The sequence below is a fragment of the Streptomyces sp. R-07 genome, assembly GCF_049913175.1.
GTDB lineage: Bacteria > Actinomycetota > Actinomycetes > Streptomycetales > Streptomycetaceae > Streptomyces.
This window is the reverse complement of sequence record NZ_CP183978.1, coordinates 2,586,887-2,601,752: the sequence shown is the minus strand read 5'-3', so window position 1 is coordinate 2,601,752 and position 14,866 is coordinate 2,586,887. Positions and strand designations below refer to the sequence as shown.

Below are 14,866 nucleotides of genomic sequence, written 5' to 3'. Positions count from 1 at the left end.
CCATGACCCACGGCTTCTCCGTCTCCCGGTACGCCCCCGAGCGCGGCACCCTCGCCAAGCTGACCGCCCGCGACTCGGTGCTCCGCCGGCTCGACTGGCCCATCCTGCTGTCGGCGCTCGCCCTCTCCGGCATCGGCTCGCTGCTCGTCTGGTCCGCCACCCGCGGCCGCACCGAGCTCAACAACGGCGACCCGTACTACTTCCTCTTCCGGCACCTGCTCAACACCGGCATCGGCCTCGCCCTGATGATCGGCACGATCTGGCTCGGCCACCGCACCCTGCGCGGCGCGGTGCCGATCCTCTACGGCCTCTCGATCGTGCTGATCCTCGCCGTCCTCACCCCGCTCGGCGCCACCATCAACGGCGCCCACGCGTGGATCGTCGTCGGCGGCGGCTTCTCCCTCCAGCCCAGCGAGTTCGTGAAGATCACGATCATCCTGGTCATGGCGATGCTGCTGGCCGCCAAGGTCGACGCCGGGGACCAGTTCCACCCCGACCACCGCACCGTCGCCAAGGCCCTCGGCCTGGCCGCCCTCCCCATGGGCATCGTCATGTTGATGCCCGACCTCGGCTCGGTGATGGTCATGGCCGTCATCGTCCTCGGCGTGCTGCTCGCCTCCGGCGCCTCCAACCGCTGGGTCCTCGGCCTCATCGGCGCGGGCGTCCTCGGCGCGTTCCTCGTCACCGCGCTCGGCATGCTCGACGAGTACCAGATCAACCGCTTCGCGGCCTTCGCCAACCCCGACCTCGACCCGGCCGGCGTCGGCTACAACACCAACCAGGCCCGCATCGCCATCGGCTCCGGCGGCCTCCTCGGCGCGGGCCTCTTCAAGGGCTCCCAGACGACCGGCCAGTTCGTCCCCGAACAGCAGACCGACTTCGTCTTCACGGTGGCCGGCGAGGAACTGGGCTTCGTCGGCGCCGGCCTGATCCTCGTCCTCCTCGGCGTCATCCTCTGGCGCTCCTGCCGGATCGCCCGCGAGACCACCGAGCTCTACGGCACGATCGTCGCCGCCGGCATCATCGCCTGGTTCGCCTTCCAGGCCTTCGAGAACATCGGCATGACGCTCGGCATCATGCCCGTCGCCGGCCTGCCGCTGCCGTTCGTCTCGTACGGCGGCTCGTCGATGTTCGCGGTATGGGTGGCGATCGGACTGCTCCAGTCGATTCGCGTACAACGCCCGATGACGGCGTGACCGCGGTTAGATTCGAGGTATGGCCGAGACGAAGCGCGAGATCGAGCGGAAGTACGAAGCCACCGGGGACACTCCGCTCCCGGACCTCACCCGCGTCTCCGGAGTCTCGGAGGTCGTGGACCGGGGCGTCATGGAGCTGGACGCCGTCTACTACGACACCCCCGACCTCCGCCTGGCGGCCGACGCCCTCACCCTGCGCCGCCGCACCGGCGGGAGCGACGCCGGCTGGCACGTGAAGTTCCCCGTCGCCGCCGGAGTGCGCGACGAGATCAGGGCCCCGCTGAGCGACACCCTCCCGGGTGAGTTCGCGGGGCTCCTGCGTTCCCGGGTGCGGCACCGCGAGGTCGTCCCCGTCGTCCGCCTCCGCTCCGCGCGAGACGTCCGCCACCTGCTCGCCGCCGACGGCACGCTCCTCGCCGAACTCTCCGTCGACACCGTCCACGCCGAACGCCTGCCCTCGGGCGAGGTGGCCGGCTGGACCGAGATCGAGGTCGAACTCGCCGACGACATCGACCCGCCCCTCCTCGACGCCGTCGAAAAGCGCCTCCGCAAGGCCGGCATCCGCCCCTCCGCGGCCCCGTCCAAGCTCGCCCGGGCCCTCGCGGAGACGGGCCCGGAGCCCGAACCGGCCCCCAGGCCGGGGAAACCCGCGAAACCCGGCAGCGCCGGCGCCGCCGTCCTCGCCTACGTACGGGAACAGGCCGACGCGATCGTCACGCTCGACCCCGCCGTACGCCGCGACCTGCCCGACGCCGTCCACCAGCTGCGGGTCGCCTGCCGCCGGATGCGCAGCGCCTTCAAGACCTACCGCAAGGTCCTCGACCGGGACGTCACCGACCCCGTCGGCGAGGAGCTGAAATGGCTCGCCGGGGAGCTCGGCGTCGCCCGCGACCAGGAGGTCCTCGACGCCCGCCTGCGCGCCCGCGTCGCCGACCTGCCCCGCACCCTCGTCCTCGGCCCCGTCAAGGCCCGGCTGCGGCGCCGCGACGCCGCCCTCGCCAGGAGCGCCCGGCACCAGGCCCTCGCCGCCCTCGACTCCGCCCGCTACCTCGCGCTCCTCGACACCCTCGACGCGCTCCTCGCCGACCCGCCGCTGCGCAAGGGTGCCCGCCGCGACGCCCACGCGGTCCTCGCCCGCGCCGTGCACAAGGACCACGACCGCCTCGGCGGCCGGATCGAGCACGCCCTCTCCCTCGACCCCGGTCACGAGCGCGACCTCGCCCTCCACGAGGCCCGCAAGGCCGCCAAACGCGCCCGCTACGCCGCCGACGCGGCCCGCCCCACCCTCGGCAAGCCCGCCAAACGGCTCGCGAAACGCGTCAAGGCCGTCCAGTCCCTCCTCGGCGAACACCAGGACGCCGTCGTCGCCCGCGCCGCCCTCAGGGAGTTCGGGATCAAGGCCCACGGCGTCGGCGAATCGGCCTTCACCTGGGGACTTCTCTACGGCCGGGAGGAGGCCGCGGCCGCCGCGGCGGAGCGGGAGCTGCCCGAGGTCTGGGCCCGCGCCTCGGCCCCGGAACTCACGGCGGCTCTGAGCCGCTGAGCACCGGGGTACGCTTGAGAGTCGCCCCCCTGCCAGCTCACGAAGGTTCGAGATGTCTGCTGCCGAGTCTGTCTTCCCGCAGCTCGAAGCTCTGCTCCCGCACGTGCAGAAGCCGATTCAGTACGTCGGTGGAGAGCTGAACTCCACGGTCAAGCCGTGGGAGTCCGCCGACGTCCGCTGGGCGCTGATGTACCCGGACGCGTACGAGGTCGGTCTGCCCAACCAGGGCGTCATGATCCTCTACGAGGTGCTGAACGAGCGCGAGGGCGTCCTCGCCGAGCGCACGTACAGCGTGTGGCCGGACCTCGAAGAGCTGATGCGCGAGCACCAGGTGCCCCAGTTCACCGTGGACAGCCACCGTCCCGTCGGCGCGTTCGACGTCTTCGGCCTGAGCTTCTCCACGGAGCTCGGCTACACGAACATGCTCACGGCCCTGGACCTGGCGGGCATCCCGCTGGAGTCGAAGGACCGCACCGTCGACCACCCGATCGTGCTCGCCGGTGGCCACGCCGCGTTCAACCCCGAGCCGATCGCGGACTTCATCGACGCGGCGATCATCGGCGACGGCGAGCAGGCCGTCCTCGACATGACCGAGGTCATCCGGCAGTGGAAGGCCGAGGGCAGGCCGGGAGGCCGCGAGGAGGTCCTCCTCCGCCTCGCGAAGACGGGCGGCGTCTACATCCCGGCGTTCTACGACGTCGAGTACCTCCCGGACGGCCGCATCGGCCGTGTCGTGCCGAACCGCTCCGGCGTGCCGTGGCGTGTCTCCAAGCACACCGTCATGGACCTCGACGAGTGGCCCTACCCCAAGCAGCCCCTCGTCCCGCTCGCGGAGACCGTCCACGAGCGCATGTCCGTCGAGATCTTCCGCGGCTGCACCCGAGGCTGCCGCTTCTGCCAGGCCGGCATGATCACGCGCCCCGTGCGGGAGCGAAGCATCACCGGCATCGGCGAGATGGTCGAGAAGGGCCTCAAGGCCACGGGCTTCGAGGAGGTCGGCCTCCTCTCCCTGTCCTCCGCGGACCACACCGAGATCGGCGAGATCGCGAAGGGCCTCGCGGACCGCTACACGGACGACAAGGTCGGCCTGTCCCTCCCCTCGACCCGCGTCGACGCGTTCAACGTCGACCTGGCGAACGAGCTCACGAGGAACGGCCGCCGCTCCGGCCTCACCTTCGCCCCCGAGGGCGGCTCCGAGCGCATGCGCAAGGTCATCAACAAGATGGTCTCGGAAGAGGACCTCATCCGTACGGTCTCGACGGCCTACGGCAACGGCTGGCGCCAGGTGAAGCTGTACTTCATGTGCGGCCTGCCGACGGAGACCGACGAGGACGTCCTGCAGATCGCCGACATGGCGATGAACGTGATCGCCGAGGGCCGCAAGGTCTCCGGCCAGAACGACATCCGCTGCACCGTCTCCATCGGCGGCTTCGTCCCCAAGCCGCACACCCCCTTCCAGTGGGCCCCGCAGCTGTCGGCCGAGGAGACGGACGAGCGCCTGCGCAAGCTCCGCGACAAGATCCGCGGCGACAAGAAGTACGGCCGCTCGATCGGCTTCCGCTACCACGACGGCAAGCCCGGCATCGTCGAGGGCCTCCTCTCCCGCGGCGACCGCCGCCTCGGCGCGGTCATCCGCGCGGTGTACGAGGACGGCGGCCGCTTCGACGGCTGGCGCGAGCACTTCTCGTACGACCGCTGGATGGCCTGCGCCGAGAAGACGCTGCCCGGGACCGGCGTGGACGTCGCCTGGTACACCACCCGCGAGCGCACCTACGAGGAGGTCCTTCCCTGGGACCACCTGGACTCGGGCCTCGACAAGGACTGGCTCTGGGAGGACTGGCAGGACTCCCTCGACGAGACCGAGGTCGAGGACTGCCGCTGGACCCCGTGCTTCGACTGCGGCGTCTGCCCGCAGATGGACACGCAGATCCAGATCGGCCCCACCGGCAAGAAGCTGCTGCCGCTGACGGTGGTCAAGTAGTAACGCTTGAGTGACGGCCCGGCGAAAGGGAAACCCTTCGCCGGGCCGTCGCGTCATTTCCGGCATGAACACGGAGAACGCCAGGTCGCAGCCCCCGAACGAGCCCGCGGGCTGCCTCACCGGGGTGGCGCGAGCGGTCGCCCTCGTGGTGGTCCTGCCCGTCCGGCTGGTCTGGGACGCCCTCGCCTACTGTCTGGGACTCCTGTGGCGCTGGGTCCTCGCCCCGGTCGGGCGGGCCCTCGGATGGCTGATCCACCACCTCCTCGTCATCCCGCTGCGGTTCCTGTGGGAGTGGGTGCTCACCCCGGTCGGCCGGGCGCTCTGGTGGGTGATCGACCTGCTGATCGTCACGCCCCTGAAGTGGCTCGGGCGCTGGGTCCTCCTCCCCGTCGCCAAGGCCGTCTGGTGGGTCGTCGACCTTCTCCTCGTGACCCCGCTGACCTGGCTGTGGCGGTACGTGCTCGCCCCCGTCGGCCGGGCGATCGGCGCCGCGACCGCCTGGGCCTGGCGGGTCGGGGGCCAGATCTCCCGGGCCGTCGGGCGCGCCGTCGGCTGGGTGCTGTGGAACGCGATCGGGCGCCCCCTCGCCTGGGCGTACCGGGTGATCCTCACGCCCGTCGGCCACTGGCTGCGCACCTGGGTGTGGGCGCCCGTCGCCTCCGTCGCGCGGGCCGTCCGCACCGCCGCCCGGGAGGTGCGCGTCGCCCTCTTCGGCGGGCCCCGCTGACCCGGGGCCCGTCCGACGCTCTCCGGCCCGGGGAACCGGAGGTGGCCCGGGCGCGTACTCTGGGTAGTACAACGATCGTCCCCGGCGCGGCGCCCGCCCCCGAGATCTCCCCGCGGAAGCGGGGGTGAACCGGGCGGGACCCCCAGGGCAACCCGTACATCTCGTGGACGGCGCGCACCCGCGCCGCCCCGCACCGAGGAGAAGAACCACTGGGCAAGCGACAGCCCGAAGGCCCGCCGCCCGCACCGGCGGTGCAGCGCATCCGACTGCGCTACACCAAGCGCGGCCGCCTCCGGTTCACCAGCCACCGTGACTTCCAGCGCGCCTTCGAGCGTGCGCTGCGCCGTGCCGAGGTGCCCATGGCGTACTCGGCCGGCTTCACCCCGCACCCCAAGGTGTCGTACGCCAACGCCGCCCCGACGGGTACGGGCTCCGAGGCCGAGTACCTGGAGATCGCGCTCACCGCGACGCGCGACCCGGAGACCCTGCGGGTCCTGCTCGACGAGTCCCTCCCGGCCGGCCTCGACATCACCGACGCCGTCGAGGCCCGGACCTCCGGGCTCGCCGACCGGCTCACCGCCTCCGTGTGGGAGCTCCGGCTCGAAGGCGTGACGGTCGAGGACGCGGGGAAGGCCGTCGAGGCGTTTCTCGCGGCCGACACGGTGGAAGTACAGCGCAAGACCAAGAACGGAGTCCGCACCTTCGACGCCCGTTCCGCGGTCACCGAGCTGACGGCCACCCGTCCCCAGGGCGATCCCCAGGGTGATAGGCCGCTGGACAGCGCCTGTGCGATACTGCGGCTGGTTGTTCGGCACGTGACACCTGCCGTGCGACCCGACGACGTCCTGTCCGGTCTCCGAGCTGTGGCCGACCTGGCGCCGCCGGTCCCCGCTGCGGTGACCAGGCTGGCGCAGGGGCTCTTCGACGAGGAGTCCGGCACGGTGACCGACCCGCTCGCGCCCGACCGCGAGGCAGTCACGGCCGCTTCACCCACGGCCGCCGGGACCGCCTCAGCGACGGCGCCGGGTGCCGGTACCGCGTAGGGAGCGGTCGTTGTAGCGCCGCCCTGGTACTCGGGAGCCACCTGGGTCGGGCAGCGCACTGACCAGGAGACTTTCGCCAGGCCGTCCGCACAGGGCGTACGGAACCGGCGAGCCAGACATAGAGCTCCCGTGCGGCGCCCGCGCCCCGGACGGCGGCACCGCGCCACAGGCGCGACCGTGCCGCCGGACCGGAACCAGGCGCGGCGCCCGGGAGCGTGACGGGAGAACCCCGCATGCTCGAGTCCAACGAAGACACCAACGCCCCCGGTGACAAGCTGCCGCCGCGCCGCAGGCGCCGCGCCGCTTCCCGCCCCGCCGGTCCGCCGGTGACGGGCACCACCGCCGAGACCACGGTGGCCGCCGAGGCCCCCGCCGTGGAGGCCGCCCCGGCCGAGGCCGAGGCCGCCCCCGCGCCGCGCACCCGGCGCCGCGCCACCCGCAAGGCCACCGCGCCCGCCGCGGAGACCGTGGTGGAGACGGCCGTGGAGCCGGTCGTGGAGACCGCCGCCGCCGAGGCCGTCGAGGAGGCCCCCGAGGCCGCCCCGGCCCGCCCGCGCCGCCGCGCCACCCGTAAGGCCACCTCGCCGGTGACCGCCCCGGCCGCCGCCGAGGAGGCCGCGGAGGCCCCGGCCGCCGAGGCCGTCGCGCCCGTCGTGGAGGAGGCCGCCGAGGCCGCCCCGCCGGCCCGTACCCGCCGCCGTGCCACCCGTAAGGCCACCGCCCCGGCCGGCGCTCCGGCCGCCGCCGAGGAGACCGTGGTCGCGGCCCCCGTCGCCGAGGCCGTGGAAGAGCCCGCCGCCGAGGCCGTCGAAGAAGCGCCCGCGCCGCGCACCCGCCGCCGCGCCACCCGCAAGGTCACCTCGCCCGAGCCGGCCGCCGAGGCCGCCGCCGGCGAGTCGCTGCCCGCCGCCACCGTCGCGCAGATCGCGGCCGACGAGGCCGAGGTCGCCGCCGCCGAGACCGCCGCCACCCGTGGCCGCGGCCGCCGCCGCGCCACCTCGCCGCAGTTCACCTCCGAGCCGGCCCCGGTCAAGGAGACGCGCCGCGCCGCGCGCCCGGCCGTCGCCGTCTTCCAGGCCCCGGTCTTCGCGGAGCCCATGTTCCAGACCCCGGAGACCGCCGCCGCGGCCGCCGCCGTCGTCACGGAGCCGGAGGACGAGGAGGAGACGGTCGAGGAGATCGAGGCCGTCGAGACCGAGGTCGTGGAGACCCCCGAGCCCGCCGAGCGCGCCGAGTCCGGCTCCCGCCGTCGCCGTCGCCGCCGTGGCGAGCCCGTCGCCGTCGAGCCCGTCCCGGCCACCGTCGCCGACGAGCCCGAGGTCGAGGCCGTCGCCGACGAGATCGACGAGGCCGAGGAGGAGGCCGAGGAGACGGACGAGTACGAGGACCGTCCCTCCCGCCGTCGCCGCCGTGGCGGCCGCCGTCGCCGTCGTGGCGAGCTCACCGAGGTCGAGGAGACCGAGGAGGGCGAGGAGCCGCACGCCGAGGACGAGACCGACGAGACCGAGGACGAGGAGGAGCAGGACGAGGCCTACGCCGGCGGCTCCAGCAGCTCCCGTCGCCGTCGCCGTCGCCGCCGTCGCAGCGGGGACGCCTCCGCCGACGCCGAGGCGGGCGACGAGGACGGCGTCCGTACGGTCGTCAAGGTCCGCGAGCCCCGCCCGGCCCGTGAGAAGGCCGAGCCCGGCACCGGCGCCGACGAGGTCCAGTCCATCAAGGGCTCGACCCGCCTGGAGGCCAAGAAGCAGCGCCGCCGCGAAGGCCGCGAGCAGGGCCGCCGCCGCGTCCCGATCATCACGGAGGCCGAGTTCCTCGCCCGCCGCGAGGCCGTCGAGCGCGTCATGGTCGTCCGCCAGAACGGCGAGCGCACCCAGATCGGCGTCCTGGAAGACAACGTGCTCGTCGAGCACTACGTCAACAAGGAGCAGGCCACCTCGTACGTCGGCAACGTCTACCTGGGCAAGGTCCAGAACGTGCTGCCGTCCATGGAGGCCGCCTTCGTCGACATCGGCAAGGGCCGCAACGCCGTCCTGTACGCCGGTGAGGTCAACTTCGAGGCGCTCGGCATGGGCCACGGCCCGCGCCGCATCGAGTCCGCCCTCAAGTCCGGCCAGTCGGTCCTCGTGCAGGTCACGAAGGACCCGATCGGCCACAAGGGCGCGCGTCTGACCAGCCAGGTCTCCCTGCCCGGCCGCTACCTCGTGTACGTCCCCGAGGGCTCGATGACCGGCATCAGCCGCAAGCTCCCGGACACCGAGCGCGCCCGCCTGAAGACCATCCTCAAGAAGATCGTCCCCGAGGACGCGGGCGTCATCGTGCGCACCGCCGCCGAGGGCGCGAGCGAGGACGAGCTGCGCCGTGACGTCGAGCGGCTGCAGGCGCAGTGGGAGGACATCCAGAAGAAGGCGAAGAGCGGCAACGCCCCGACCCTGCTGTACGGCGAGCCGGACATGACCGTCCGTGTCGTCCGCGACATCTTCAACGAGGACTTCTCCAAGGTCATCGTCAGCGGCGACGACGCGTGGGAGACCATCCACGGGTACGTCGGCCACGTCGCGCCCGACCTGGTCGACCGGCTGTCGAAGTGGACCAGCGAGGTCGACGTCTTCGCCACGTACCGGATCGACGAGCAGCTCATGAAGGCGCTCGACCGCAAGGTCTGGCTGCCCTCCGGCGGCTCGCTGGTGATCGACAAGACCGAGGCGATGATCGTCGTCGACGTCAACACCGGCAAGTTCACCGGCCAGGGCGGCAACCTCGAGGAGACCGTCACCAGGAACAACCTGGAGGCGGCCGAGGAGATCGTGCGCCAGCTGCGCCTGCGTGACCTGGGCGGCATCGTCGTCATCGACTTCATCGACATGGTCCTGGAGTCCAACCGCGACCTGGTGCTGCGCCGCCTCCTGGAGTGCCTGGGCCGGGACCGGACCAAGCACCAGGTGGCCGAGGTCACCTCGCTCGGCCTGGTCCAGATGACCCGCAAGCGGGTCGGCCAGGGCCTCCTGGAGTCCTTCTCCGAGACCTGCGTCCACTGCAACGGCCGCGGTGTCATCGTGCACATGGAGCAGCCGACCACCGCCGGTGGCGGTGGCGGCGGCAAGCGCGCCAAGAAGCGTGGCCGCGGCGGCGAGCACGCCCACGAGCACGAGCACGTCGAGGCCGTGGAGGCGGAGACCGCCGAGGCGGAGACCGAGGCCGAGGTCGCGGCGGAGCTGGCCGCCCCGGTGGCCCTGCCGGAGCCGATCGCCCCGGACGAGGAGCTGTACGGCTCCGTCGCCGAGGCGGAGGCCGCCGCCACGCGCGGTCGTGGCCGCCGTCGCGCCACCCGCCGGGTGTCCGCGCCCGCCACCACGCGGCCGGTCGTGGAGACCGAGGCCGTGGTGTTCGAGCCGGCGCCCGTCGCCGCGCCCGAGCCGGTCGTGGCGCCGGTCGCCGAGCCGGTGGCGGAGGCCGTCACCGAGCCCGTCGCCGAGCCGGTGGTCGAGCCGGTGGTCGAGGAGACCGCCGCCCCGGCCCCGCGCGGCCGTCGCCGTGCCACCCGCCGGGTGACGTCCCCGGTCGTCTCGACCACGGAGGCTGCCCCGGAGACCGTCACGGAGCCGGTCGTCGCCGAGCCGGTCGTCGAGGCCGAGCCCGTCGTCGCGCCGGAGCCGGTGGCCGAGCCCGCCGCCGAGGCCGTCGCCGAGCCCGTCGTCGAGGAGGCCCCCGTGGCCGCCCCGCCGCGCGCCCGTCGCCGGGTGGTCCGCAAGGCCACCGCTCCCGCCGGTTCGCCCTCGGGCGCCGAGGAGGCGGCCGTCCTCGTGGTGGCCACGGCCCCGGCCGAGGTCCCCGCGGAGGCCGAGGCCGAGCCCGCCCCCGTCAAGAAGACGGCGGCGCGCAAGACCGCGGCGAAGAAGACCACGGCCAAGAAGGCCGCCACCAAGAAGACGGCGGCGACCAAGAAGACGGCGGCGAAGAAGACCACCGCCAAGAAGGCCACGGCCAAGAAGGCGGCCGAGAAGACCGCCGCCCCGGCCCAGGACTGACCGGCCGGTGCGGGCCGCCTCCTCCGGACGGAGGGGGCGGCCCGCACCGCACGGGCGAATTTGACCCTCCGAGGCAGCCGCCCGTAACCTAGACCGTCGGCGTGTCTATCGATACGCCGCGCCTCTGAGCACCTCCCTCCCGTTCGCCGGGAGAGGCCGCTCGTCCGATTCCGGAACGCCGCGGGCCCTCGGGTCCGTGTGAGTGGCTGGCTTCAGAGGTTTCGATCCCGAGAGAGAGAGAGATCCGCGTGTACGCCATCGTGCGCAGCGGTGGTCGCCAGCACAAGGTTGCTGTCGGCGACATCGTTGAGGTTGACAAGATTTCCACTGCCAAGGTTGGCGACACGGTCGAGCTCTCGACCCTGCTCGTTGTCGACGGCGACGCCGTGACCAGCGACCCGTGGGTCCTGGCCGGCATCAAGGTCACGGCCGAGGTCGTGGACCACCACAAGGGCGCCAAGATCGACATCCTGCGCTACAAGAACAAGACCGGCTACCGCCGTCGCCAGGGTCACCGCCAGCAGTACACGGCGATCAAGGTCACCGGTATCCCCGCGGCTGCGAAGTAAGAGGGACTGAGACATGGCACACAAGAAGGGCGCATCGTCCACCCGGAACGGGCGCGACTCCAATGCCCAGCGGCTCGGCGTGAAGCGCTTCGGCGGTCAGGTCGTCAACGCGGGTGAGATCCTGGTCCGCCAGCGTGGCACGCACTTCCACCCGGGCGCGGGCGTCGGCCGTGGCGGCGACGACACGCTGTTCGCCCTGCAGGCCGGTTCGGTGCAGTTCGGCACCCACCGTGGCCGCAAGGTCGTGAACATCGTTCCGGTCGCCTGATCGGAACTCTTTGCGGAGGCGGACCTCACTTCCCGTACGGGAAGCGGGTCCGCCTTTCGCGTGTTACTAGATAGACATTCCGCACGTAACTCTCTGGAGGCACAACCATGACCACCTTCGTGGACCGCGTCGAGCTGCACGTCGCCGCGGGTAACGGAGGCCACGGCTGCGCCTCCGTCCACCGGGAGAAGTTCAAGCCCCTCGGTGGACCCGACGGCGGCAACGGCGGTCGTGGCGGCGACGTGATCCTGGTCGTCGACCAGGCGATCACCACGCTCCTCGAATACCACCACTCGCCGCACCGCAAGGCCACCAACGGCCAGCCCGGCGCCGGCGACAACCGCTCCGGCAAGGACGGCCAGGACCTCGTCCTGCCCGTGCCCGACGGCACCGTCGTCCTCGACAAGCAGGGGAACGTCCTCGCCGACCTGGTCGGACAGGGCACCACCTTCGTCGCGGGCCAGGGCGGCCGCGGCGGCCTCGGCAACGCCGCGCTCTCCTCGGCCCGCCGCAAGGCTCCCGGCTTCGCGCTCCTCGGCGAGCCCGGCGAGGCGGGGGACGTCGTCCTGGAGCTCAAGACGGTCGCCGACGTGGCGCTCGTCGGCTACCCGAGCGCGGGCAAGTCCTCGCTCATCTCCGTGCTCTCGGCCGCCAAGCCGAAGATCGCCGACTACCCCTTCACGACGCTCGTCCCGAACCTGGGCGTGGTCACCGCCGGCTCGACCGTGTACACGATCGCCGACGTCCCCGGCCTCATCCCCGGCGCGAGCCAGGGCCGCGGCCTGGGCCTGGAGTTCCTCCGTCACGTGGAGCGCTGCTCGGTCCTCGTGCACGTCCTGGACACGGCGACGCTGGAGTCCGACCGCGACCCGGTCTCCGACCTCGACATCATCGAGGAGGAGCTGAAGCAGTACGGCGGCCTCGAGGACCGTCCCCGGATCGTCGTCCTCAACAAGATCGACATCCCGGACGGCCAGGACCTCGCGGACATGATCCGCCCGGAGCTCGAAGAGCGCGGCTACCAGGTGTTCGAGGTCTCCGCCGTCGCCCGTACGGGTCTGAAGGAGCTCTCCTACGCGCTCGCCGGCATCGTCGGCGAGGCCCGCGCGGCCAAGCCCGTGGAGGAGGCGACCCGTATCGTCATCCGTCCGAAGGCCGTCGACGACGCGGGCTTCACGGTCACGTACGACGAGGCCGAGGACGTGTACCGGGTGCGCGGCGAGAAGCCGGAGCGCTGGGTCCGCCAGACCGACTTCAACAACGACGAGGCCGTCGGCTACCTCGCCGACCGCCTCAACCGCCTCGGCGTCGAGGACCGGCTGCTGAAGGCCGGCGCCCGCGCCGGCGACGGTGTCGCCATCGGCGCCGAGGACAACGCGGTCGTCTTCGACTGGGAGCCCAGCATGATGGCCGGCGCCGAGATGCTCGGCCGCCGCGGTGAGGACCACCGTCTGGAGGCCCCGCGTCCGGCGGCGCAGCGCCGCCGTGACCGGGACGCGGCGCGCGACGACGTGCAGCGCGAGTACGACGAGTTCGACCCCTTCTAGCAGGCGCGGCCGGGGCGGTCCTCCGCCTCGGCGCGTCTCCCGCGGACGACGACCGGCCGTCCGCCGGCGTTCACCGGCCGGGCCCCCTGGGCGTCCGGCCGGTTTCCGTACGGGGCTCCGGTCGCCCGGGGGCCGTTCGGGGGACACGTAGGATTCACGGGTGAGTGAGACCCCCCGGCCGCAGGCCGCCGCGCGTGTCAGTGTCGTCGTCATCGCGTACAACGACGCGGCACACGTCGGCGACGCCGTCCGTTCCGCGCTCGCCCAGGGCGAGGAGGTCGGCGAGGTCGTCGTCGTCGACGACGCCTCCGGGGACACCACGCCCGAGGTCCTCGCCGGCTTCGCCGGCGAACCGCGGGTGCGCCCGCTGATCCGGCGGGAGAACAGCGGCGGCTGCGGCACCCCCCGCAACGACGGCATCGACGCCGCCGTCCATCCGTACGTCCTGTTCCTCGACAGCGACGACCTGCTGCTGCCCGGTGCCGTCGACGGACTGCTCGCCGTCGCCTCCGAGCAGGACGCCGACGTCGTCGCCGGGATCTGTGTGCGGCGCGAGCTCCCCGAGGGCCGCGAGACCGTCTGGGCGCCCGCGCTGTACGACGTGTCCCAGGGCGCCACGCTCCCCGGCACCGTCCTCGACGGCGTCGAGAAGCACCCGGAGTTCGTCCTCGACACCCTCTCGGTCAACAAGCTCTACCGCCGGGACTTCCTCGACCGGCACGCCATCCGCTTCCCCGACGGCGCCTTCCACTACGAGGACTTCGTCTTCAGCGCCCGGGTGCAGGCCGCCACCCCCCGGCTCGCCGTCACCGACGTGCCCGTGTACGTGTGGCACGTGCGGCGGCAGGCCGCGACCCTGTCGATCTCGCTGCGCCGCGCCTCCCTGGCCAACTGGGAGCACCGGATCGCCGCGCACGCCGCCGTCGTCGACGTCTTCCGTACGGCGGGACGGCCCGCGCTCGCCCGCGCCGCGCAGACGAAGTTCCTCGACTACGACCTCCCCATGTACCTGCGCGAGCTGCCGCAGCGGACCGCCGCCTACCGGGCCGACTGGTGGACGGTCACCCGCGCGCACCTGGCCGGCTTCGAGGCCGCCGCGGTGGCCGGCGCCCAGGCTCCGTCCCGCTGGCTGCACGCCGGGCTCACGGCCCTCCCCGCCGTGCCCGAGGGCCGGGAGCTGAGCCGGTTCGTCGAGCTGGCCGCGCCCCTGCCCCGGCTCGTGCCGCCGTACCCGCGCGCCGAGGACGGCGGGCCGGTGCTGTCCGCCGCGCCCGCCGACGTACCCCTGGAGGGTCTCGCGGACCTCGCGCCCGCGGAGCTGCCCGTCGCCGTGGACGGTTCCGTGACCGTCGGCGCGTCGACCCGGCTCACCCTGACCGTCCACGATCTCTACGGGCGTGTCGCCGCACTGCGCCCCACCACGGTCCGCGTGGCCTTCACGGAGCGGGTCTCGGCGGCCGAGGTGTCGGTCGACGCGCCGCTGCTCCCCGCGGACGAGGGCTGGACGGCCACCGTCTCGCTGCCGACCTCGAAGCTGCTCCGCGCGGGCCGGCTCGCCGCCTGGTCGCTCACCGCCGAGCTGCGGTACGCGGACGGATCGAACGGACATGCCGAGGTCAGAGCCCCGCAGGGGTTCGCGGGCCGGCGCGGGATGGTCCTCGGGCGACTGGGCCGGGTGCTGCTCGTCCAGGTCGTGGCATCGGCGCGGCGCGGGCTCGTCCTGCGCTTCGCGGGCGGCGCCGTCGGCGCACGGCAGGTGGTCTCGGGCCGCTTCAAGCGGCTGTTTGCGATGCGGTGAACATCACCGAAGGTCCGGGAGAGCAGGTATGGAACAATTCCTCCTGCCGGGTAGTCTTTCCGGTCGCCGGGTGGCGCTCGTCGAACATGTGAGGGCGGCACCCTTCACCACTGAAGGCAGTAGTGCGCCATTGACCATGGCGCAGGCAGCGCCGCGCCTGGCCGGAACG

General features: G+C 73.0%; 10 protein-coding genes. All 10 read left to right on the top strand.

Annotated features, from left to right (window positions below):
* The first annotated feature begins 2 nt into the window (after positions 1-2).
* Complete coding sequence (gene rodA, locus ACN9M0_RS11745) at positions 3-1,196, top strand: rod shape-determining protein RodA (RefSeq protein WP_366035776.1); 1,194 nt, start codon at positions 3-5, stop codon at positions 1,194-1,196.
* Between the two features lie 19 nt (positions 1,197-1,215).
* A complete protein-coding gene (locus ACN9M0_RS11740; protein WP_426403558.1) occupies positions 1,216-2,739 on the top strand; it encodes a CHAD domain-containing protein in 1,524 nt (507 codons plus the stop codon).
* Positions 2,740-2,791: 52 nt separating this feature from the next.
* A complete protein-coding gene (locus ACN9M0_RS11735; RefSeq protein WP_366035778.1) occupies positions 2,792-4,720 on the top strand; it encodes a TIGR03960 family B12-binding radical SAM protein in 1,929 nt (642 codons plus the stop codon).
* Positions 4,721-4,784: 64 nt separating this feature from the next.
* A complete protein-coding gene (locus ACN9M0_RS11730; RefSeq protein WP_426403557.1) occupies positions 4,785-5,447 on the top strand; it encodes a hypothetical protein in 663 nt (220 codons plus the stop codon).
* Positions 5,448-5,698: 251 nt separating this feature from the next.
* Positions 5,699-6,490 (top strand): TIGR03936 family radical SAM-associated protein, encoded by a 792-nt coding sequence (locus ACN9M0_RS11725; protein ID WP_366035780.1) that lies wholly within the window; start codon positions 5,699-5,701, stop codon positions 6,488-6,490.
* A 233-nt stretch (positions 6,491-6,723) separates the two neighbouring features.
* The gene (locus ACN9M0_RS11720) at positions 6,724-10,515 is read left to right on the top strand and encodes an Rne/Rng family ribonuclease (protein ID WP_426403556.1); all 3,792 of its coding nucleotides are present in this window, start codon (positions 6,724-6,726) and stop codon (positions 10,513-10,515) included.
* A 248-nt stretch (positions 10,516-10,763) separates the two neighbouring features.
* Positions 10,764-11,084 carry a 50S ribosomal protein L21 gene (rplU, locus tag ACN9M0_RS11715; RefSeq protein WP_015033583.1) on the top strand — a complete coding sequence of 107 codons (321 nt, stop codon included), beginning with the start codon at positions 10,764-10,766 and terminating at the stop codon, positions 11,082-11,084.
* Positions 11,085-11,097: 13 nt separating this feature from the next.
* Positions 11,098-11,352, top strand: a complete 255-nt coding sequence (gene rpmA, locus ACN9M0_RS11710; protein WP_010041940.1) for a 50S ribosomal protein L27 — start codon at positions 11,098-11,100, stop codon at positions 11,350-11,352.
* Between the two features lie 107 nt (positions 11,353-11,459).
* Complete coding sequence (obgE, locus tag ACN9M0_RS11705; RefSeq protein ID WP_366035782.1) at positions 11,460-12,899, top strand: GTPase ObgE; 1,440 nt, start codon at positions 11,460-11,462, stop codon at positions 12,897-12,899.
* A 160-nt stretch (positions 12,900-13,059) separates the two neighbouring features.
* A complete protein-coding gene (locus ACN9M0_RS11700; protein WP_426403555.1) occupies positions 13,060-14,697 on the top strand; it encodes a glycosyltransferase in 1,638 nt (545 codons plus the stop codon).
* Positions 14,698-14,866 lie beyond the last annotated feature (169 nt).